This is a genomic window from Thermomonas carbonis (genome assembly GCF_014396975.1).
GTDB lineage: Bacteria > Pseudomonadota > Gammaproteobacteria > Xanthomonadales > Xanthomonadaceae > Thermomonas > Thermomonas carbonis.
In genome coordinates this window covers 3156591-3176893 of record NZ_CP060719.1, presented here as the reverse complement: position 1 = coordinate 3176893, position 20303 = coordinate 3156591, and the positions used below count along the sequence as shown (strand labels likewise).

Here is a 20303-nt window from a genome sequence, read left to right as displayed (position 1 = left end):
GCGCTGCCGCAGCGTTGCGACATTCATCCGAAGTGCTATGCGTGGCCGATGCCGCGAGTCACGGCATAGCGCGAAGGGGGTAGAACCCGCGCTGCCGTCCATGGCGGCGCAGGCAGGTGGTGCGGAGGCGGCTCAGTCCACCGCGTAGGTGAAGTTGCCGTCCTCGCCCGCGCCGATGCGGATGGCGCTGATGCCGCCGCCGGCCGCCATCCGTTCCAGCACGTGGCCGGAGACTTCCGGAAGCACCGTCCCGGTGAGGATGTTGTCGATGTTGCGGGCGCCGGAATCGACCTCGGTGCAGCGCTGGGCGATGGCATCGACCACGGCCTCGTCGTATTCGAACGCCGCACCATGGTTGGCCTTGATCCGCTTGCCGATCTTGTTGAGCTTGAGGCGCACGATCTTGCGCATGTTCTCGTCGCGCAGCGGGTAATACGGGATCACCGCGGTGCGACCCAGGAACGCCGGCTTGAAGGTGCGGTTGAGCTCGGGCTTGAGCAGGTCGTTGAGGTAGGCCACCGTGGGCAATTCCTCGGACTCGTTGCAGGCCTGCATCACCAGGTCGGTGCCGGCGTTGGAGGTGAGGATGATCAGGGTGTTGCGGAAGTCGATCTCGCGGCCTTCGCCATCCTCCATGCGGCCCTTGTCGAACACCTGGAAGAACAGCTCCAGCACATCCGGGTGGGCCTTCTCGATCTCGTCCAGCAGGACGACAGAATACGGCCGGCGACGCACCGCCTCGGTCAGCACGCCGCCCTCGCCATAGCCGACATAACCCGGGGGCGAACCCTTGAGGCTGGAGACCGTGTGCGCCTCCTGGTACTCGGACATCGCGATGGTGATCATGCTGCGTTCGCCGCCGTACAGCGCGTCGGCCAGTGCGATCGCGGTCTCGGTCTTGCCCACGCCGGAGGTGCCGACCAGCAGGAACACGCCCTTCGGCTTGTCCGGATCTTCCAGGTTCGCCCGCGAGGTCCGCACGCGCTGGGCGATGGCATCGAGCGCGTGGCTCTGGCCGATCACGCGTTCCTCCAGGGTGTCCTTGAGCTTGAGCACGGTCTGGATCTCGTCGGCGACCATGCGGCCCACCGGGATGCCGGTCCAGCCGGCGATGATCTGCGCGACCGCGCTCGAATCCACCACCGGCAGGATCATCGGCTCGAAGCCCTGCAGTGCCTTGAGTTCGGCACGCACCGCATTCAGCGTGGCCACCACATCGGCGCGCGCCGGATCATCGGCGGGCAGGGCCTCGACCTTGTCGAGTTCTGCATGGATCTTGCCGACCAGTTCCTTTTCCTGGGCGAAGCGGGCTTCGTCCGCGGCCAGCGACTCGGTGACCCTGGCGGTTTCCTCGGCAATCTCGCCCAGGCGCTTGCCGTGTTCCGCGCCGCCGGCGGTTTCCTTGTCGAGTTGCGCGCGTTCGGTACCCAGCACGTCGAGTCGCCGCTTGGCGTCCTCGATGCGCGCGGGTGTTGCGTTCTGGCCGATCGCGATCTTCGCGCAGGCGGTGTCGAGCACGCTCACGGCCTTGTCGGGCAACTGGCGGCCGGGGATGAAGCGCGAGCTCAGCTTGACCGCCTCGGTGACGGCTTCATCGAGGATGCGTACTTTGTGGTGGGCAGCCATCGCCTGGCCCACGCCGCGCAGCATCGAGATCGCCTTCTCGTCGTCCGGTTCGTCGACCTTGACCACCTGGAAGCGGCGGGTGAGGGCGGGATCCTTCTCGAAGTACTTCTTGTATTCGCTCCACGTGGTCGCAGCGATGGTGCGCATTTCCCCGCGCGCCAACGCGGGCTTCAGCAAGTTGGCCGCGTCGTTCTGGCCGGCCGCGCCGCCGGCGCCAATCAGCGTATGCGCCTCGTCGATGAACATGATGATCGGCTTCGGGCTGGACTTGACCTCTTCGATCACGCCCTTCAATCGGTTCTCGAATTCGCCCTTCACCGATGCGCCGGCCTGCAACAGGCCAAGGTCCAGCGACATCAATTCAACCCCGTGCAGGATCGGCGGCACGTCGTCCTGGGCGATGCGCAGTGCCAGGCCTTCGACCACCGCGGTCTTGCCGACGCCGGCTTCGCCGGTGAGGATCGGGTTGTTCTGCCGGCGACGCGTGAGCACGTCGATCATCAGGCGGATTTCGGAGTCGCGGCCCAGCACCGGGTCGAGCTTGCCCTCGCGTGCGCGCTGGGTCAGGTTGATGCAGTACTGGTCCAGGTTCGGCGTGCGGCTGGGCTTGCCGCCGGCTGGCGCACTGCCGGGCGTGCCGGCATCGCCACTGATCGCGCCGCCGGCGTCGCCCAGCGCACGCGCATCGCGGGCTTCGCTGGAAGATTCGGTGAGTGCATGGAAATTCTTGGTCAGGGTTTCGAGGTTGATCTTTTCCAGCGAGCGCGCACTCACGCTGACCAGGCGGCGCAATTCGTTGTCGGCCAGCAATGCGACCAGCAGGTGACCACTGCGGACCTTCGCCTCGCCGAATTCGATCGAGGCCCAGCCCCAGCCGGATTCGAACAGTTTCGGGATCATCGCGGACAGGGCCGGCGTGCGCTGGTTGCCGGTCTTGAATCCGTCCAGGGCCTTGCCGAGTTCGCGCTCCAGGGCTTCCGGTGCGATCTCGAATTGCCGCAGGATGCGATGGATGTCGCTGTTCTCGACTTCCAGCAACTTGGCCAGCAGGTGTTCGACCTCGACCTCGTAATGGCCGCGCGACATGCAGAGACCGGCGGCGCCTTCCATCGCGCCGCGGCAGGTGGTGTTGAGTCGCGCGATCAGCGACCGAAGGTTCAGCGCCATGATTGGCCTCCCATTGCGGAAAAGTGGAATTCGCAGTCGTTTGCCGGCTCGGGGTCGCGACGACCACCCAGCCAGGTGTTCCAGCCCAGTTGCGGGCGGTCGTGGTCGCGCGCGCCCAGTCGCAGCGGCGGCACCTGGTCCGCACGCAGCGACAGGCGCACGCGGAGGTCGATGGCCAGGCCAGTGAGGAAGCGGGTGAGTTCGATGACATCGGCCAGCCGCGGGCCGCGCGGTAGCAAGGTGTTGAAGCGCGTGCGGTCGAGCGGGCCGATGGTCAACCGCAGCGTGGTCTGCCGGTCCCAGTAGCGCGTGCCGAGCACGCAGCCGTGGCCAAGCCGATGCGCATCGCGACCCAGTCGGGTGCGTGCGTCATCGGAGATCGTCTGCCAGGTGCCCAGGCAGCCCGCGGCCTCCACCGGTGCGCCGACCACTGCCGACACCACCTGCGCGATCGCGCGTTCGCCATGCGGGCGCTGTGCGACCAGGCCGGAGAAATACACCAGCGCCGCGCCGGGCAACTCGCGCGTCTTGGTGGCCACGCGCCGGTTCGGATGCAGCCGTGCCTGCAATGCCGGGGTGCCCAGCCCGACCACGTATTCCAGGTAGCGCAGCACCGAATTCTGGAAGCCGAACTGGCGGCCGATTTCAGGCCGGTGCTTGGCCCATGCCAACCAGAACAGCGAGACCAGCCGGTGGTTGAAAACGTCGAGGAATTCCTGCGCGCTGCGGTCGCGATGGGTCTTCCGTGCGATCAGCAATTCCGTGTACGTGCGCGGCAACACACCGGATGGACCAGTCAGGCCCATGAAGTTCACGCACATGCGCGTGTTGCTTTCGCTGACTTCGATCGAATGCAATTCGGATGGCGGAAAGGCGAGCGATGCCGGGGTGGTGAAGCGCAGCGGGCCGGGACGCGAACCGGTGCCGCGGCCGTCGAATCCGTTCGCCGAATACAGCAGCCGCACCGCCTGGAAGAAACCGAAACGGCCCGGCTCGGCGTGCAGTCGCTCGAGCGCGGGCTGCATCGGATCGATGCTGGCCACGTGATCGCGATGTGTCGGTGATCGGCCTGCGCTCTCGGTGCTCATACCAGCGGCAAACTCCCGCTGCGCGGCGCAAAGCGGACCAGCCAGTCCTCGCGCTGTTGGGTGCGCACGCTGAGCCTGGTGTAGGAATTGGCGGTGCAGTAGAGGCCGAAGAAACGGTCGAGCACGCAGGCCATCAGGTAGACGCCGGAACCGACGTACTGGTTCTCGTCGAATTCCAGTTCGATCTCGGTGCCGCGCACGAAGGCCTGGCGTGGTGCCTGGCCGACGCGCGTCGTGGAGGGCTTGCCGCCGACGCTGGTGATGCCGGCGATCTGCTTGCGCAGGGTGCCGGAGTCCCCGAAGTTGTAGAGGCTGAGGATTTCCAGCAAGGCCTCGCGGCCGCCATCGACGATCGACAGGTGGTTGAGCGACAGGTGCGAGATCAGTCGCCACTGGTTGGCCTGGCGCATCGGTGCGCGCCAGGTCGCACTGGGTTTCTTCAGCAGCCGCGCGCTGGCGATCACGCCGCCCTGTTCCAGTTGCAGCAGGCTCTCGTCGCCGCCGAACGGCAGCGCGGAAGGCAGATCGCGATTGGTGCAGGTCAGGCTGACCGACAGGGTTTCCACCGCCGGCGTGCGCGGGTTCATGTCGCGATCGACCAGGCTCAGCATCACATCGGAGCCGTCATCGTTCGGCAGCAACGAAGGCCGCCGCTGCTGGTACCAGTAGTGGCCGTTGCCGTCGTCGTGCAGGCCGTGCTGCACGGAGTAGGCCGGATAGAACTCCACCGAGTCGTTGCCGGTGGGCGTGCGGCTGAACTTGCGCACCCAATCCACCGAATAGACCTCCAGCCCCAGCGGGCGACGCACATCCGGCACCACCTGGTATTCGTGGCGCTCCTGCGACAGCCGGATCGGTTCGCCCTGCTGCTTGAACAGGTTGACGATGGGCGTGCAGAACAAGCGAAAGGTGTCCGCGGTGATGGTCTGCTCCAGTCGCTGCAGGCGCTCCGGGCGACCGAAGGCACCGAGTTCGATGGCGATCTCCATCGCGCCGTCGAAACGCGACAGGTCCAGGCCGGTCAGGTCGATGAACAGGAATTTCTCCGGCAGCACGAAGTATTCCTGGATCAATCGGTAGCCCAGGAACGACCGCGGGTCGTAGTCGAGCAGGGCGTCTTCTTCCTCGAAGCCGACCGGCTTCAGTGCCGATGCCGGCAGGCGCAGTGGCGGCACCTGCGGGGCATCGTCCGGCGCGCGCAGGGTGATGCTGGCGGTGGCGTTGAGCAGCAGTTCGTGCAGCGCGTGGACCAACGGGCTCTCGCCGTCCAGGTACAGGCGCAGGCGCTGGATCGGCAGCTTCGACAACGGCAGTTGCGCGGTGGGTTCGATGCGCAGGCGCAAGGTGGCGACGGTATCGGTGCGGGTCACCGCGAAGGCCGAGCGTTCCGCCGCTTCCAGGCGTGCATCGGCGATGCGGATCGGCCAGACCTCGACCGGATAGCCGGTGCGGTAGCGGATCGGCAGGCCCTGCACCGGGCGCGTCAGCAACTGGCTGTGCCGGGGTAGTTCCTGCATCGTGCTGATCTCGGCACCGGGCGCCAGCTGCAGCTGGGCGACCGACATCGACGGCACCGGCCGCAGGAAGTGCGGATACAGCACCGACAGCATCGCCTCGGTGATCTGCGGGAACTCGTCGTCGAGCTTCTTGTGGATGCGCGCGGTGAGGAACGAGAACGACTCGATCAGCCGCTCGACGTGCGGGTCTTCGCAGACCTCGCCCTCCATCTGCAGCCGCGAGGCGATCTTCGGATACTTGGAGGCGAACTCCTTCGACAACCGCCGCAGGTAGGTGAGTTCGTTCTCGTAATACGGCAGCAGCTCGTCGAGCATGGCGATCCCGCGGCATGAACCGGGAGGCGCGACATGCGCGACCGGTGACGCCACAGGCTAGATAGCCATCGGCAAGGCGGCCATTCGCCGGAAGGCCTATGCCCTCCGGGTCGCGCGGTGCGGCTACTGCGCGGGCAGCAATTCGTCCAAGATGGTGCCGTCGTCCTCGGCGCAGAATTCGTCGTCCGGCACCGCGCAGTCGCGCAGTATCTCCGTGCCACCGGCACTGCGGGTCTTGATGCCGCTAGCGGCCGCGCTGCCAGCCACCGACTTCGGCAGCAGCAGCCACATCCGCACCGGCTGATTGGTCGCCAGCGCCATCTTGCCTGCCTTGTCGCCGAAGCCCCAGAAGAAGTCGCCGCGCACGCTGCCGCGGATCGCGCCACCGGTGTCCTGGGCGAACACCAGCCGGCGCATCGGGCCCTTGTTGCCCGGCTGCATGCCGTCGATGAACACTGGCGCGCCCAGCGGCGTTGCACGCGGATCCACCGCCATCGAACGGCCCGCGCTGAGCGGCACACCGAGCGCGCCGATCGGGCCTTCCGGACCGTCGCCGATGCGGCGGAAGAACACGTAGCTGGGGTCGGGGATGCCGGTGCGCGGTACCGCGACGCCGCTGCCCACCGCCTGGCCCGCGGCCTTGCCGCCGCCCTTGCCCTCGAACTCGGACATGTCCATCTTCGGTCCATTGGCCGAGGCCGTCTTCGCCGACGCCTTGCCGGTCGATGCGGGCCTGGCATCGGCAGCGGTGGCCACGGTTACTTCTTCCTCCGGTGCCATGTAGCTTTCGTCTGCGACCGGTACCGTCAGCAGCGCCTGGATCATCGCCTCCACCTCGGACGACTGGACTTCGATCGCGACACTGCTGTCGAACTCCTGCTCGGTCGGGCGCTTGGACTTGGGACGCGGCTTCGGCTTGGCTTTCGCCTTGGCGACCGGGCGTGAACCACTGCTGGCACTGGCCGTGCCGCCACCCTGCAATGCGGCAACGATGCGCGCGACTTCGTCATCCACTGCGTCGCCGGACGTCTTCTTCTTTCCGCCGCGGGTCGCGCCGGGAACCTGGATCTCGCTTTCGGCCTCCGCGACCAGCGGCTGCTGCAGTGCGCGGGCCTTGATCGCCAGCAGGATCGCGTCGGAGTCGCCGCGGGTGGCGTTGGGCATGAACGGATGCCCGTTCTGCTCGGCGTAAGCCAAACGGATCAGGCCGCCATCCTTGAGCTGGATCTTGCCCGAGCCCTGGATCTGCATCGAATACAGCTTGAACGGATCCGCCACCCAGGCCAGCACCGGCGCATCGATGCCGTTGGCATCGATCGCCTGGCGGTTCGGGTAAGGCTTGATGGTGTTGCCGACCACGCGCACGCGGTAGCGCTTGTCGCGGTTGTTCGGCGAGGTGCCGACCAGATCGATCTTGTACTGGCGTGCGCCCGCTGCGCCGGCCTCGGCACCGACCATGCGGCCGTCAGCGATCTTCAGCCAGCGGCTGGACTGACCGGCCACGGTGCGCGAGTCGACCATGTACATGTCGTTCGGGATGCCGTAAATCGGGAACTTGTAGGCGCCCTGCTGCTGCAGCGAGCCGGAAATCAGCGGCTCGAAATAGCCGGTCAGCTTGCCGGTGGCGCTGCGCGTTGAGGTCAGCATCTGGTAGGCGTAGAACTCGTCGTGCATGAACTGGCGCAGGGCCTGGTCGTTGCGCGACAACTTGGCCAGCCGGGCACACAGCGGTGCCCACGCGCTGCGCCGTTTCATCGCCTTGCAGTTCGTGCTGAAGCTGGCGTAGGTCTCGTCGAAGCTCTCGTCATTCCAGCCCGGGATCTCGTCGAACAAGACCGGCACGTAGGCCGCGGTCTTGGTCGCGAAAGCGGGCCCCAGGTCGGGATTCACCGGTGCCTCGGGGGCGCTCTGCGCAGCGGCGAAGCTCGACAGGGCGATGCCCAGCGCGAGCAGCGGTGCGCGCATGCGTTGCAGGCGGGAAGTGTGTTCGGTGCGCTTCATGGCATGGCCTCGACGGCCACGAAAAAGGGCCGTACTCGATGCAGGCAGGCTGCGCCCGGCCCCCGGGCCGAACAATACGGCGTACGCACTATGGCCCGCGGTGGGGCGACGCTGATGCGGCTACAGGCCTTGCAGCTTGCGCGAGGCGACCACGGCCTCGACCCGGTTGCGCACATTGAGCGCGCGGAAGATCGCGGCCAGGTGGATCTTCACCGTGCCCTCGCTGATGCCCAGGTCGCGCGCGATCAGCTTGTTCGGCTTGCCTTGCGACAGCAGGCGCATGACGTCGATCTGGCGTTCGGTCAGCAGCCTGCGCAGGCCATCGATTGCTTGCGTCGGGTCAGGCGGCGGCGCAGCGGTCTCGGCGGGTTGCCAGCCTTGCGCTTGCGCGTTGGCCAGCAGCAGTGGCGGGATGTAGATGCCGCCCGCCAGTACCAAACGAATCGCCGACAGCATGACTTCGGGTGAATACGCCTTGGGAATGAAGCCGAGCACGCCGATTTCCATCAGCGAGCGCATCAGGTCCACGTCTTCGGAACCTGACAGCACGATCACCGGCAGCGCCGGCGCCTGCGCGCGCAGGCGACTGACGTGCTGGTGTCCCTGGGTGCCGGGCATGGTGATATCGACCAGCGCGAGATCGAGCGAATCGGCGTGAGTTGCCGTCATCCGGTCAAGCTCGTCCAGGTTCATCGCCACCACCGTCTCCACGGCGGGATCAAGCTCGGCCAGCTTGAGCTTCACCCCCTCGATGATCAGGCGGTGGTCGTCCGCTATGAGCACTTTCACTGCGGTACCTTCATGCGTTCCGTCCTCGTTGCGCGGTGTCGCGCACGACACAGGCGAACGCACGCGCGCTCGATGGCGTTTACCTTAGTCGCACGCGCAAGCTGCCAGCAAGCCATGCGCGCCGTTCCAACGGCATAGCTCCTACGGCATATGGTTGACGGTGGCGCGCACGCCGAAGAATGCTCGGCAGTGTGCGCCACGTCGGTGCAGCGAATACGAATGCCGATGACCGGGATGGCCCGCCAGCGCGATGCGTTCCTGCCTGCCCATGCGCCGGCGCGTTGGCTGCTGGCGACATTGCTGATGCCGGCGCTGGCGCATGGGCAATCCGGCGCGAGTGCACTACCGCAGCCGGATGCGCCGGCGGCCGCGACCCGCGGCGTGTCCGCCAATGCCGCGCGCGAAGCCGCATCCGCGCAACTCGAACAAGTGCGTCCCGTCGCGAACGCGCCGCTCGATCCCTCGTTGCCGGGACAGCCGCAGGCACCACCGGTGATGGCCGCCGATGCGGTTCCTGCAAAGCCCGTCGATGTCGATGCCGCCGCTGCGGACAGCGCAGCCACCGCAGCGTCCCCACCCCAGCGTGGTGTGATTTTCCGGATCACCCCGCCCGCGGTTGCGCTGTTGCCGGCGGAAGCCGGGCAGTCGACCACGCCCGGCCCCGGCCAGTCCGCATCATCGGCCACTCCCGCAACGAGCGTGCCACCGCCGCGCCCCAGCTACCTGCTGGGCACGATCCATTTCGGCACGCCGGAAGAACAGGGCATCGACTACGCCAAGCTCGAACAACTGCTGGGCGAGACCGAAACCTTCGTCAATGAAGCCAATCTCGATGAAGCCTGGAAGTCCGAGTACGACGGCTATCGCTGGTTGCCGGTGGAGACGCCGCTGGAAGCGATGATCGGCAAGGAGGCGATCACCCTGGCGAATGCCCTGCTGCCGCAGGTACGCCCGCAGGATCTGCAGCGGATGAAACCGTGGTCGGTGCTGGCGCTGCTGGAGGCGCGCGGCGAGAGCGGTGGTGAAGCGACCATGGATGCGCGCCTGCAACGCATGGCCAGCGGCGCGGGCAAGCGACTGGCGCACCTGGAGACATTGGAGCAACAGCTGCAGGCGCTCGATTGCGTGCCCGCGCAGGAGCATTCGATGGTGCTGGCCGAGCGGTTGCGCACGTCATGGATCCTGCGCATCGAATCGGCGGAAGCGATGGCCTTCTATCGCAGCCGCAATCTGGACGCCTGGCTGGCCAGCATCGACCGCATGGAAGGACTGGGCGAACAGGCCAAGGCGATCGAGCAGCGCTCGCGCTATTGCCTGCTGGAAGAACGCAACGCGCGCTGGATCGGGCCATTGGAAACGTTGTTCCAGGACGGGCCGAGCCTGGTCGCGGTGGGTGCGGTGCACCTGGTCGGCAACGATGGCCTGCTGGCGGCATTGCGCCGCGACGGGTACACAGTGGAGGCGCTGCCGTGGTGAGCGGGTTTTCGCGTTATCGCGAAAGTGGTGTCGGGCAAGGCAAACAGGAGCAAGCGGAATGGCATTCGGCATGAACGGTGATCGGCAGGTGCATTGGGGCAGGGGGCCTTCCTCAGTCCGCAACACCTGCAGGCACAGGATGCGTGGGATCAGGCGTGCCGGCATGCGCTGCACCTGCGACTGACGCCGTTCCCGTGGGGCTATGAAGCGCTGCGCGTGCGCGAGGATGCGTTGGGCAGCGGCGTGGTCGATGTCGAGCATTTCTCGCTGGTCACCCGCACCGGCGAACGCCTGGTCGGCGGTTCGGTGGAGACCGCCGGCGGCAACACCCGCGTGCCTCAGCGCAACATCGCCGAGCTGCGCATGGCCGGCAACGATCCGATCCCGGTGTGGCTGGTGTTCAACCGCGAGCGTGCGATCCAGGGGCTGTCGCAGCGCGAATCCGAGCGCCTGCTGGCGCGGTATGCGCTGGCCACCGATACCCTCGCCGATCCGTTCGATCCGCAGGCTCCCGAGGCCGATGTCGATTTCCTGCTGTACCAGCCCAACATCGTGACCGGGCTGGACGAGAACGCCGAGGCCATCGTGCGGTCTTCGGACAGCTACAAGTTCGCCGAGCTGCTGCCGGCCGGGCCGGGAAAGTTCAAGTTGTCGCACGACTACATCCCACCGACCACCGCGATCGCCGCCTCGCACAACCTGTTGCGCTGGACGCGTGCACTGCGCGACCTGCTGGTCTCGCGCGGGCAGGACTTCGCCTCGGTCAAGCGCCAGCGCGGCATCCGCGCGGCATCGACCAGCGCGCAGGAAGTGATGCGCGTGGTGATGATGCAGACCTTCGGCCGCCACATCCCGCTGTTCCAGGAACATGCGCGGCTCAGCAGCGTATCCGCGTATGCGATGTACCAGGACCTGCGGCAACTGGTCGCGGAATTCTCGGTGTTCTCCGAGGACATCGGTTACTTCGGCGAGCTTGCCAACAAGCCGCGCGAAACCGAACTGCCGGACTACGACCACGAAGACCTGCGGCGCTGTTTCCGGATCGGCTTCGATCGTGCCGAGGTGCTGATCAAGGCACTGACGGTCGGTGCCGAGGTCGGCATCACGCTCGCTCACGATGGCCGCTTCTATCGCGCCGACCTGCCGGCCAACCTGTTCGAGAACGACAAGACCCGCTTCTACCTGGCCTTCGAGTCGGAGCAGAAGGGCGCTGAACTCTTCGCGCGGCTGTCGCGCACCGGCAAGATCGCCTCTATGGACGAGATGCCGCGGCTGCTGTCGGCGGCGCTGTTCGGCCTGAAGATCGACCTGTTGCCGGTGCCGCCGGAAGAGTTGCCGCAGAAGAGCCCGAACACCACGTACTTCCTGGTCGACACCACCCATCCCTTCTGGCAGATGATCAAGAACGGCCGCAACATCGCGGTGTTCTCCGACCTCCCCGCCGATTCGACCGTAATCAAGCTGTTCCCGGTCGCGACCCAAGACTGACGGCAGGACTGAACGCATGGCCCGACTCCTGCACCACTTCACCCCGTTGTTCTCGTACGGCCTGGCGCTGGACGAGAAGGTCAGCGCCAGCCAGGCCAGCGAACCGGCACCCGCGGTCATTGCGCGCGCGCGCGAGTTGATCGATCGCGCCAAGGCAGCGTCCTTGGCGGACGGCAAGCGGCCGGAACAGGTCGATGGCGCGGCATTCGCGGTGGTGGCGTGGATCGACGAGATCATGGCCCGCAACCCGACGTGGCTGGTCAGCGGCACGCCGCCGCTGCAGGTGGCGATGTTCAATACCAACAACGCCGGCAACGAGTTCTTCCACCACCTGTCCGCGCTCAAGCAGGACCAGGATGAAGTACGCGAGGTCTATTACCACGCGATCCTGTGCGGCTTCGTCGGCCAGTACTACTACGAGAACGGCGACACCGGCGAGCTGGGCAAGCTCAAGGAACTGCACGGTCGCCAGTTGCCGGTCGCGCCGGCGCCGATCCACACCCTGCGCGAAGAGAAGATCACCCCGCAGCCGTATGGCGTTGCGGACCCTTCCGGTCCCAGGTATCCCCGCCAGTGGGACCGCACCCTGCTGCGCATCGGCGCGCTGATCGCGTTGCTGATCCCGGTCGGTTACCTGATCTACATCCTCATCGCCCAGCCCAAGCCGACCATCGAGGCGCCGGTGCAGCAGGCGCTGGCCGGTTTCCCGTGCTCCGACCTCAATGCCACGGTGGACGAGGACAAGGGCACGGTGAAGATCGGCGGCTACGTCTCGCGTGCGGACGACATCACCGGCGTCAAGCAGCGCATCAGTGCGCTGGAGGGCGTGAAGTCCACCGACGTGCAGGTGCAGCTGCGGATCTGGCCGCATTGCGAAGTGGTGAAGATCCTGGAGCCGTTCCAGGCCCGCAACAGCGACTCCGGCTACGGCCTGACGGTCACGCCCAGCACCGGCCATTCGGATCGCTTCATCGAAGGCGAGAAGGTCACCATCAAGGTCACCCAGCCGAACTACGACGGCTACCTGTACGTGGACTACTACTTCGTCGACGGCAACATGGCGCACATCTTCCCGCACCCGAACGAGCCGGAGAGCGGACGCCTGGTGAAGGCCGGCGAAACCCTGGTGATCGGCAACACGCCGGAAGGCTGGGAAGTGGGCGCGCCGTTCGGCCAGGAGCTGATCACCGTGATCAGCTCGCCCACGCCGCTGTACGAGGGCGCGCTGCCGACCTTCGACAAGGCCGAGGACTACCTGCCCAAGCTGCGGCAGATGGTCGATGCCAACCGGGGCAACACCAAACTCGTCGCCACCTACCTGTTCATGCAGACGGAGCCCGCACGATGAATCCGCTGGACCTCGTGGAACGTCTGTTCTCGACCGTCAGTTCGGTGTTCTACCGGATCGGCTATCTGTACGAGAGAGGCTCCGACACCGCCAAGAAGCCATGGCTGCGGCGGATCGTGGTCACCCTGGTCCTGCTGGTGGTGGTCATCGGCCTGGTGTTCCTGGGCCTGGCGCTGATCCCGATGGTGCCGATGCGCTTCTGGCAGGTGCTGGCGATCTGCCTGGTCGCGTTGGTGGTGCTGTGGTGGTTCACCGCCGGCCAGCGCAAGGCCTCGTTGAAGGGGCGCACGCGCAAGCGCATCGGCGACCTCGGCCCCGGCAACGCCGACGACGAGAAAGCACCGGTGGAGCGCATGACCGCGGCGATCGCCGAAGCCAAGCGGACCATTGCGCGGTCGCCGGAGATCGAGAAGGGCCGCAACCCGCTGTACCGGATCCCGTGGATGCTGTTCGTCGGCGATCAGGCGGCGGACGTGCTCGGCGTGCTGCGCGCCGGCAGCGAGGTCTCGCCGTTCCCGGCATCGGACAAGCCGGCGATGGACGCGGACGATGTCTGGCGCTGGTGGTTCCACAAATCGATGATCGCCATCGAGATGCATCCGAGGGTGGTCGCCGATGCCGGCGCGCGGCTGGATCGCGGCCTGTGGTACCAGGCGCTGATGCAGCTCGCCAGCGAGCGCGAGAAGCTGCCGTTGAACGGCATCGTGGTGACGGTGGCGGCGCAGACCCTGATCGGCCCGGCCGACAAGCTCAAGGAGACTGCGACCCGCCTGCGTCGGTTGGTGGACGAGGCGATGGAGCACCTGCAGGTGCAGATGCCGGTGTATTTCGTGGTCAGCGGGCTGGACCGCCTGCCGGGCTACGCGCAGATGCGCGCCACCTTGCCGGCGGAAGCCTTTGCGCAAGCACTGGGCCATCGTTTCGCCGAGGACGAAGTGGTGAGTGCGGCCAGCAGCGGGCGCATCGCCGACGTCATGAAACCCATCGAGGAGCGCCTGCACGCCTTGCGCATGACCGCGTTGCGCGCGCAGCACACGCCGCAGGCCAGGCGCGCGGTGTTCGAGTTCATCGAGGCGCTGCGCCAGGCCGGGCAGGGGCTCAACCTGTTCGTCGGCCTGATGCTGGAAGACAATCCGTTCCAGCGCACGCCGCGCTGGCGTGGCCTGTATTTCGCCGGTGGTGCCGATGCGAACAACCGTGGCGGTGCCTTCGTCGCCGACCTGTTCACCCGCTTCCTGCCCAGCGACCAGTCGCTGGCCGGCGCCAGCTTCAAGGGCAATGCCGGGCGGATGGCGATTGCCGGCGTCGGCGTGCTGGCGATGCTGGGCCTGTCGGCGTCGATCGCGTACGGCTTGTCGTCTGCGCGTCGTGACGACACCACCCTGCTGGCGCAGACCCGCAGCGCCTGCGCCGAAGTGGCGGACCGCACCTCCAACGGCCGCATCACCTGGGTCGCCGGTTGCGGACGCACGGTGGAGGCGCTGGATGCCGCGGCCAGCGAGAGCCTGCTGAGCTTCGGCATCCGCCGTGCCGACGCCGATATCGAGACGCTTCGGCAGCGCGTGATCGACGACTTCAACAACCTGATCCTCGCGCCCGAAGACCAGATGCTGGCGACCGATATCGAACAGCGTCGCGCCGGCATCGAGCATGCGCTGGCGATCACCCAGCGCCTGCGGCTGCTCGACGACTGTCGCGACGGCAACGACGACTGCCGCAAGCGCGAGTTGCCGAACAACGTCAGCTTCGACGCGCGCTCGCGGCTGTTCGCGCCGTTCGTCAGTCCCGACCACGACACGAGGCGGGACCGCGACAACGCCGACGCCCTGTTCGCCACCTACCTGGGCTACCTGCGCTGGCAAAAAAAAAACGTCCTTGACGCAGAGCGCGAACGCCTCGAAGGCCTGCTGACCAAACTGCTGGCCAACTACACCCCGCGAGCTGCCGACCTGCAGAAGTGGGCGGACTCGCGCGGCCAGGCACTGGACCTGGCCACGTTCTGGTTGCCCGAGGGCGCAGTGGTGGGCACCGAGGGCGGGGAAACGATCGGAATCTCGCGCGCCTACACCCGCGATGCCTGGGAAGGCATCGTCGAGCCACTGCTGGTCACCCTGAAGGCGCAGGCACCGGCACAGCAGGCGCGCGTCGACGACCTGCGCACCAGCTACTTCCGCGACTACTTCGCCAACTGGGCCAGGTTCCAGTCGCGTTTCCAGGACGGCATCGGCCTGTGGCGAGGTCGTTACGGCGACCTGCAGGCGCGCGCGGCCGGCCACCAGAATCCGTACGCGCTTTTTTTTCAGTCCGCCCAGCGCAACCTGCATGAACTGCCGCTCGACTGGCCGTTCTCGTCGCGCTGGGCGGCTACGTGGGCGCGGATGAAGAGCGACTGGATGTCGTCGTGGCGGCCATTCGGCCGCTTCGTGGCGGACTCCTTCAAATTCGGTGGCGAGAAGGTCACCCCGCCGGTGTGGCTGCTGGCGATGCACGACACCGAAACCCGGGTGCTCGCGCCTGCGCAATCCGAGTACGCCCGCGCCTACCTGCGCCTGCAGGCCGAAGGCTCTGGCGAAGATGTCTACCAGCTGGCCTCCGATCTGTTCGCCAGCAAGGGCAAGGCGGACAAGCCGCCGGCTTCGGAATACACGGCGATGCTCGACGCCGTCGACAAGCCAGGTGAGAAGTTCGCCACCTCGTTCAAGGGCAACGACCTCGGCGCATGGTCGGTGGTGCAGGGGCCGGCCCGCCTGGTGCTGTTCCTGACCGTGCACCGCGCCGGCGAATACGTGCAGGAACGCTGGCGCGACAGCGTGGTCAAGCCGCTGACGGCGTTGCCGCAGGAACAGCAGATCGAGGCGCTGTATGGCGAGCAGGGCAAGTTGGGTGCGTTCGTCAACGATTGGCTCAAGCCGTTCATCACCGAGAAGGAGCGGCTGCCGGTGAAGGTGGGCGGGGTGGCGATGCCGCTGACGCCCGGCTACCAGAACATGGTCGCGGCGCAGCGCAAATTCCTGCCGGTGCTCGACAACGGCCCGCCGTTCCTCGCGGGCAGTTTCACCCTGACCCAGCCGAGCCAGCTGGGCTCGCTGGACGAGGGTGATGGCGGCACGGTGTTCGAGGTCGAATGCCGCGAGCGCGTGTATCGCGCCAGTTCCGCCGGTGAATCGCTGGCCGATGCCACCGCCCAGGTGTTCTGGTCTGCGGGCAGCTGCCTGCAGGCGCGCGTCCGCCTCAGCATCGCCGCACCGCCTGCGGAAGACGCCGAGGCCGTGCAGGAGTTCGATCCCGCCACCAGCCAGATGGTCGATGCCGCGCCGGCCGGTGAGCCGATCAGCCTCACCCGCATCTACAGCGGGCCGGAAGGCTTCGCCAAGCTGATCGAGGAGTTCGCCGGCGGCTCGCGTGCCTTCGCGGTGGAGGATTTCCGCGAAAGCTACAGCCCTGCGCAATGGTCCGAAGTGCGCCAGCGCCTGGCCGAGGCGAAGTTCCGCAGCGCCCGCGTGTTCCTGCAGGTCGAACTGTCGGATCAGATGAAGCAATACCTCGGCGCCAGCACCGCGCGTGCCGAAGTCCCGAGCGTGATCCTCGAATAACCCCGCCATCCGGAGCCTGTCATGCCGATCGACGTCAACGAACTCCTCGCCCCGATCCCGGGCAGCGACCCGGCGGGCAGCGATGCCAGCTTCTCCGACCAGTTCGACCGCATCCGCGAAGCGCGCCGCGCGGACGATCCCAACCTTGCGCAGGGCGAATGGCAGACTGAACTCAAGGTCGCCGACTGGCGCGAGGCGCAGAGCCTGTCCGAAGACATCCTGTTGCGCACCAGCAAGGACTTGCAGGCGGCGGTGTGGCTGGCCGAGGCGGCGATCTCCCGCGACGGGTTGGAAGGCGCGCGGGACAGCTTCGCGCTGCTGGCCGGTTTGCTGGAGACCTACTGGGAGGGCCTGTATCCACGCGCCGATGACGGCGACCTGGAAGAGCGCGCTGGGAAGCTCGCCTGGTTCGCAACGTATGGCGCACGCGCACTGCAGGCCTTGCGGCTGAACGACGATCCGCAGGCACCGCTGACCCTGGCTGGCTGGATCGATTCCCGCGAAGTCGACAACCTCGGCCGGCAAAATGCCGAGGCCTATCAGGCGGCGCTGGACGAAGGTCGCATCAACGGTGAAGCCTACGACGCGCGGATGCTGGCCACGCCGGAAGCCATGTTGATGGAGCGGCTGGTCCAGGTGCAGGCAGCGCGTGATGCGTTCACCCGTTTCAGCACGACCTCGGACGCCAAACTCGGCCGCGACGCCCCCAACCTGGCACCGATCGACGACGGTCTCAAGAAGATCCAGCAGGTCTATTCGAAGGTCGCGACCGCCAAGGGCATCGGCGGTGCCGCGGTGGTCGCCGACGACGGCAGTGCCGTGCAGGCTAGCGCTGGCGGTGGCGCGACCGTGGCCGCAACGGGTGGGGGTGTCGCGCTGGACTTGGGTGGTGGCAGCCTGGCCTCGAAGGAAGCCGCGCTGCGCGCGCTGGGTGAAATCGCCGGATTCTTCCGCCGTACCGAGCCGCACAGCCCGGTCGCCTATCTGCTGGAGCGCGCGGTCCTTTGGGCCAACATGCCGCTGGAGCAGTTCCTGGCCGAATTGATCCGCGATGAAGGCACCCTGTCCTCGATCCGCGAGCGGGTCGGCCTGCCGCCGTCGTACTGACATGGGCACTGCACGCATTCCCACCCGGGCTGCGGCCACGTCGAACGGCATATGCCCAATTCTGGCCGTCCGACGGATGTTTCGCTCGCGACCCGCTTTCTAGACTTCTTTGCACAATCCGGGACACGTCCGAGTCAATCGCGAACGTCCCGGCCACAACAGCCGCACCACCACACCGCGCACGGGGAACGTCATGGCCAAGAAGGAAAGCACCCAACACAAGCTCGATCGGGTTCGCGCGCCGCGCGTGCAGCTCACCTACGACGTCGAAGTGGGCGATGCGATCGAGAAGAAGGAACTGCCGTTCGTGGCGGGCGTGGTCGGCAACTTCACCGGCCAGCCGGCCGAGCCGCTGGCCAAGCTGAAGGACCGCAAGTTCGTCAACGTCGACAAGGACAACTACGACGACGTACTCAAGGGCATGAAGCCGCGCGTGCAGATGCAGGTCGACAACAAGCTGGCCGATGACGGCTCCAAGCTCGGCGTGGAACTGACCTTCCGCAGCTTGGAGGATTTCTCGCCGGAGCGCGTGGCCAACCAGATCGAGCCGCTGCGCAAGCTGCTCGAGGCGCGGCAGAAGCTCGCTGATCTGCGCAACAAGGCGGCCGGCAACGACAAGTTCGAGGACTTGTTGAACGACGTCCTGCAGAACACCGACAAGATCGCCCAGCTATCCCGCGAAGTCGGCGGCAAGTCCGAGGAATAAGCGCCCCGTCGGCAGCACAGTTGCTGTCGTCGTTCCAATACGCCCAGACCACACGAGCAGAGACCTCATGGCCAATACCGAAACCCAGGCGGCGGGCGCCGCAGCAGCAGAAGCAGCCGATGGCGGCCTGCTCGACCAGATCCTCACCCAGAGCAAGATCGCCCGTTCCGACACCGAGCGCACCCGCGCCCGCGACCTCATCGCCGAACTCATCTCGCAGGTCAGCGACGGTGCGATGGTGGTGTCCAAGGACGCCATCGGCGCGCTGGATGCGCGCATCGCCGAGATCGACCGCGTGCTCTCCGAGCAGCTGTCCTCGGTCATGCATGCGCCGGAGTTCCAGCAGCTGGAAGGCAGCTGGCGCGGCCTGAAATACCTGGTCGACAACTCCGAGACCAGCACCAACCTGAAGATCAAGGTCTTCAACACGACCAAGAAGGAACTGGTCAAGGATTTCAAGAGCGCGTCCGACTTCGACCAGAGCACCCTGTTCAAGAAGCTCTACGAAGAAGAGTACGGCACCTTCGGCGGTGCGCCGTTCGCGACCCTGATCGGCGACTTCGAGTTCGGCCGCCATCCGGAAGACATGTACCTGGTCGAGGAAATCTCGCACGTCTGTGCCGCGGCGCACGCACCGTTCCTCAGTGCCGCGTCACCGGAGCTGCTCGGCTTCGATGATTTCACCGAGCTGTCCGGCCCACGCGACCTGGCCAAGATCTTCGACACCGTCGAATACGCGAAGTGGAAGAGTTTCCGTGCGTCAGAGGACTCGCGCTACGTCGGCCTGGCCATGCCGCACGTGCTGGGGCGCCTGCCGTACGGCCCGGACACCGATCCGGTCGAGGCGTTCAACTTCGTCGAGCGCACCGACGGCACCGACCACAACAAGTACCTGTGGATGAATGCCGCCTACGCACTGGGCACCAAGGTCACCGACGCGTTCGCCAAGTACGGCTGGTGCGCGGCGATCCGCGGCGTCGAGGGCGGTGGTTTGGTCGAGGGCCTGCCGACCCATACCTTCGCCACAGACGACGGCGAAGTCGCGCTCAAGTGCCCGACCGAGCTGGCGATCACCGATCGTCGCGAGAAGGAACTCGCCGACCTCGGCCTGATCCCGCTGGTCCACTGCAAGGGCACCGACTACGCGGCGTTTTTCTCGACCCAGTCGACGCAGAAGGCCAAGGAGTACAACACCGACGCGGCCAACGCCAACGCGCGCCTGTCCTCGCAGCTGCAGTACATCTTCGCAGTCAGCCGCATCGCGCATTACCTGAAGTCGATGATGCGCGACAAGATCGGCAGCTTCGCCAGCAAGTCCAGTGTCGAGTTGTTCCTGAACAACTGGATCTCGCAGTACGTGCTGCTGGACGACAACGCCTCGCAGGAAGCGAAGGCCCAGTACCCGCTGCGCGAGGCGCGCATCGAGGTGACCGAGGTTCCCGGCAAGCCGGGCGCGTTCAAGTCGGTTGCCTTCCTGCGCCCGCACTACCAGTTGGACGAACTCAGCGTCTCGTTGCGCCTCGTCGCCGAGTTGCCGAAGTCCGCCCGCTAAACCGCATTCCCTTTCCAACCTCTGAGGAGATACCACCATGGCATCCGATTACCTGCTCGAGCTCGACGGCATCAAGGGCGAATCGCTCGACGAAAAGCATAAGGACAAGATCGAGATCGACTCGTTCAGCTGGGGCGTGTCGAACGACGGCAACATGGGCCGCGGCGGCGGCGGCGGCACCGGCAAGGCCAACTTCCAGGATCTGCATTTCACCAAGCAGACCGACAAGTCCAGCGCCCTGCTGGTGAAGTCGGCGGCCAGCGGCGACCACATCAAGAAGGCGGTGCTGACCGCGCGCAAGGCCGGCGGCAAGGCGGGCCAGGTCGATTACCTGATCATCACCATGGAAGACGTGATGGTGAGTTCGTTCCAGACTGGCGGCAACGCGGGCAGTTCATCCATCCCGGTCGACCAGTTCGCCCTGAATTACACCAAGATCAAGTACGAGTACAAGCCGCAGAAGGCTGATGGCAGCCTGGAAGGCGCGGTGATGGCCCAGTACGATCGCGCGCTGAACAAGGCGACCTGAT

At 66.4% G+C, this 20303-nt stretch carries 13 protein-coding genes; 8 read left to right on the top strand and 5 right to left on the bottom strand.

Annotation, left to right across the window (positions count from 1 at the left end):
* Positions 1–132 precede the first annotated feature (132 nt).
* The 5 genes from tssH to H9L16_RS14720 all read right to left on the bottom strand — a co-directional run bounded on the left by tssH (position 133) and on the right by H9L16_RS14720 (position 8503).
* Positions 133–2793, bottom strand: a complete 2661-nt coding sequence (gene tssH / locus H9L16_RS14740) for a type VI secretion system ATPase TssH (protein ID WP_187552398.1) — start codon at positions 2791–2793, stop codon at positions 133–135.
* A complete protein-coding gene (gene tssG / locus H9L16_RS14735) occupies positions 2784–3818 on the bottom strand; it encodes a type VI secretion system baseplate subunit TssG (RefSeq protein WP_187552397.1) in 1035 nt (344 codons plus the stop codon). The genes tssH and tssG overlap by 10 nt, the downstream gene beginning before the upstream one ends.
* Before the next feature lie 59 nt (positions 3819–3877).
* Positions 3878–5713 carry a type VI secretion system baseplate subunit TssF gene (gene tssF, locus H9L16_RS14730; protein ID WP_187552396.1) on the bottom strand — a complete coding sequence of 612 codons (1836 nt, stop codon included), beginning with the start codon at positions 5711–5713 and terminating at the stop codon, positions 3878–3880.
* Positions 5714–5836: 123 nt separating this feature from the next.
* Entirely contained in the window at positions 5837–7714 is a 1878-nt protein-coding gene (locus H9L16_RS16035) for an MltA domain-containing protein (RefSeq protein ID WP_223158153.1), read from the bottom strand.
* 120 nt (positions 7715–7834) lie between these two features.
* A complete protein-coding gene (locus tag H9L16_RS14720; RefSeq protein WP_187552395.1) occupies positions 7835–8503 on the bottom strand; it encodes a response regulator in 669 nt (222 codons plus the stop codon).
* A gap of 225 nt (positions 8504–8728) precedes the next feature.
* Between H9L16_RS14720 and H9L16_RS14715 the strand changes: the two genes are divergently transcribed.
* The 8 genes from H9L16_RS14715 (at position 8729) to H9L16_RS14680 (ending at position 20302) form a co-directional block, all read left to right on the top strand.
* Complete coding sequence (locus H9L16_RS14715; RefSeq protein WP_187552394.1) at positions 8729–9979, top strand: TraB/GumN family protein; 1251 nt, start codon at positions 8729–8731, stop codon at positions 9977–9979.
* Between the two features lie 93 nt (positions 9980–10072).
* Positions 10073–11467 (top strand): type VI secretion system baseplate subunit TssK, encoded by a 1395-nt coding sequence (gene tssK, locus H9L16_RS14710; protein ID WP_187552393.1) that lies wholly within the window; start codon positions 10073–10075, stop codon positions 11465–11467.
* 16 nt (positions 11468–11483) lie between these two features.
* On the top strand, positions 11484–12815 hold the full coding sequence (locus tag H9L16_RS14705) for a DotU family type IV/VI secretion system protein (protein ID WP_187552392.1): 1332 nt from the start codon (positions 11484–11486) through the stop codon (positions 12813–12815).
* Positions 12812–16408, top strand: coding sequence for a type VI secretion protein IcmF/TssM N-terminal domain-containing protein (locus H9L16_RS14700; RefSeq protein WP_187552391.1), 3597 nt, complete (start codon positions 12812–12814; stop codon positions 16406–16408). The genes H9L16_RS14705 and H9L16_RS14700 overlap by 4 nt, the downstream gene beginning before the upstream one ends.
* 21 nt (positions 16409–16429) lie before the next feature.
* Positions 16430–17515, top strand: coding sequence for a type VI secretion system protein TssA (gene tssA, locus H9L16_RS14695; RefSeq protein WP_187552390.1), 1086 nt, complete (start codon positions 16430–16432; stop codon positions 17513–17515).
* Between the two features lie 193 nt (positions 17516–17708).
* Positions 17709–18221 carry a type VI secretion system contractile sheath small subunit gene (gene tssB, locus H9L16_RS14690; protein WP_187552389.1) on the top strand — a complete coding sequence of 171 codons (513 nt, stop codon included), beginning with the start codon at positions 17709–17711 and terminating at the stop codon, positions 18219–18221.
* 67 nt (positions 18222–18288) lie between these two features.
* Positions 18289–19773, top strand: a complete 1485-nt coding sequence (tssC, locus tag H9L16_RS14685; RefSeq protein ID WP_187552388.1) for a type VI secretion system contractile sheath large subunit — start codon at positions 18289–18291, stop codon at positions 19771–19773.
* Between the two features lie 37 nt (positions 19774–19810).
* Positions 19811–20302 (top strand): Hcp family type VI secretion system effector, encoded by a 492-nt coding sequence (locus tag H9L16_RS14680; RefSeq protein WP_187552387.1) that lies wholly within the window; start codon positions 19811–19813, stop codon positions 20300–20302.
* The last annotated feature ends 1 nt before the right edge of the window (position 20303 follow it).

Bases quoted from the DNA above. Each gene is read 5' to 3' on its own strand.
- H9L16_RS14705 (WP_187552392.1), top strand. From the start codon at position 11,484: ATGGCCCGACTCCTGCACCACTTCACCCCGTTGTTCTCGTACGGCCTG.
- tssH (WP_187552398.1), bottom strand. From the start codon at position 2,793: ATGGCGCTGAACCTTCGGTCGCTGATCGCGCGACTCAACACCACCTGC.
- H9L16_RS16035 (WP_223158153.1), bottom strand. From the start codon at position 7,714: ATGAAGCGCACCGAACACACTTCCCGCCTGCAACGCATGCGCGCACCG.
- tssA (WP_187552390.1), top strand. From the start codon at position 16,430: ATGCCGATCGACGTCAACGAACTCCTCGCCCCGATCCCGGGCAGCGAC.
- H9L16_RS14715 (WP_187552394.1), top strand. From the start codon at position 8,729: ATGACCGGGATGGCCCGCCAGCGCGATGCGTTCCTGCCTGCCCATGCG.
- tssB (WP_187552389.1), top strand. From the start codon at position 17,709: ATGGCCAAGAAGGAAAGCACCCAACACAAGCTCGATCGGGTTCGCGCG.
- H9L16_RS14680 (WP_187552387.1), top strand. From the start codon at position 19,811: ATGGCATCCGATTACCTGCTCGAGCTCGACGGCATCAAGGGCGAATCG.
- H9L16_RS14700 (WP_187552391.1), top strand. From the start codon at position 12,812: ATGAATCCGCTGGACCTCGTGGAACGTCTGTTCTCGACCGTCAGTTCG.
- tssG (WP_187552397.1), bottom strand. From the start codon at position 3,818: ATGCAGCCCGCGCTCGAGCGACTGCACGCCGAGCCGGGCCGTTTCGGT.
- tssF (WP_187552396.1), bottom strand. From the start codon at position 5,713: ATGCTCGACGAGCTGCTGCCGTATTACGAGAACGAACTCACCTACCTG.
- tssC (WP_187552388.1), top strand. From the start codon at position 18,289: ATGGCCAATACCGAAACCCAGGCGGCGGGCGCCGCAGCAGCAGAAGCA.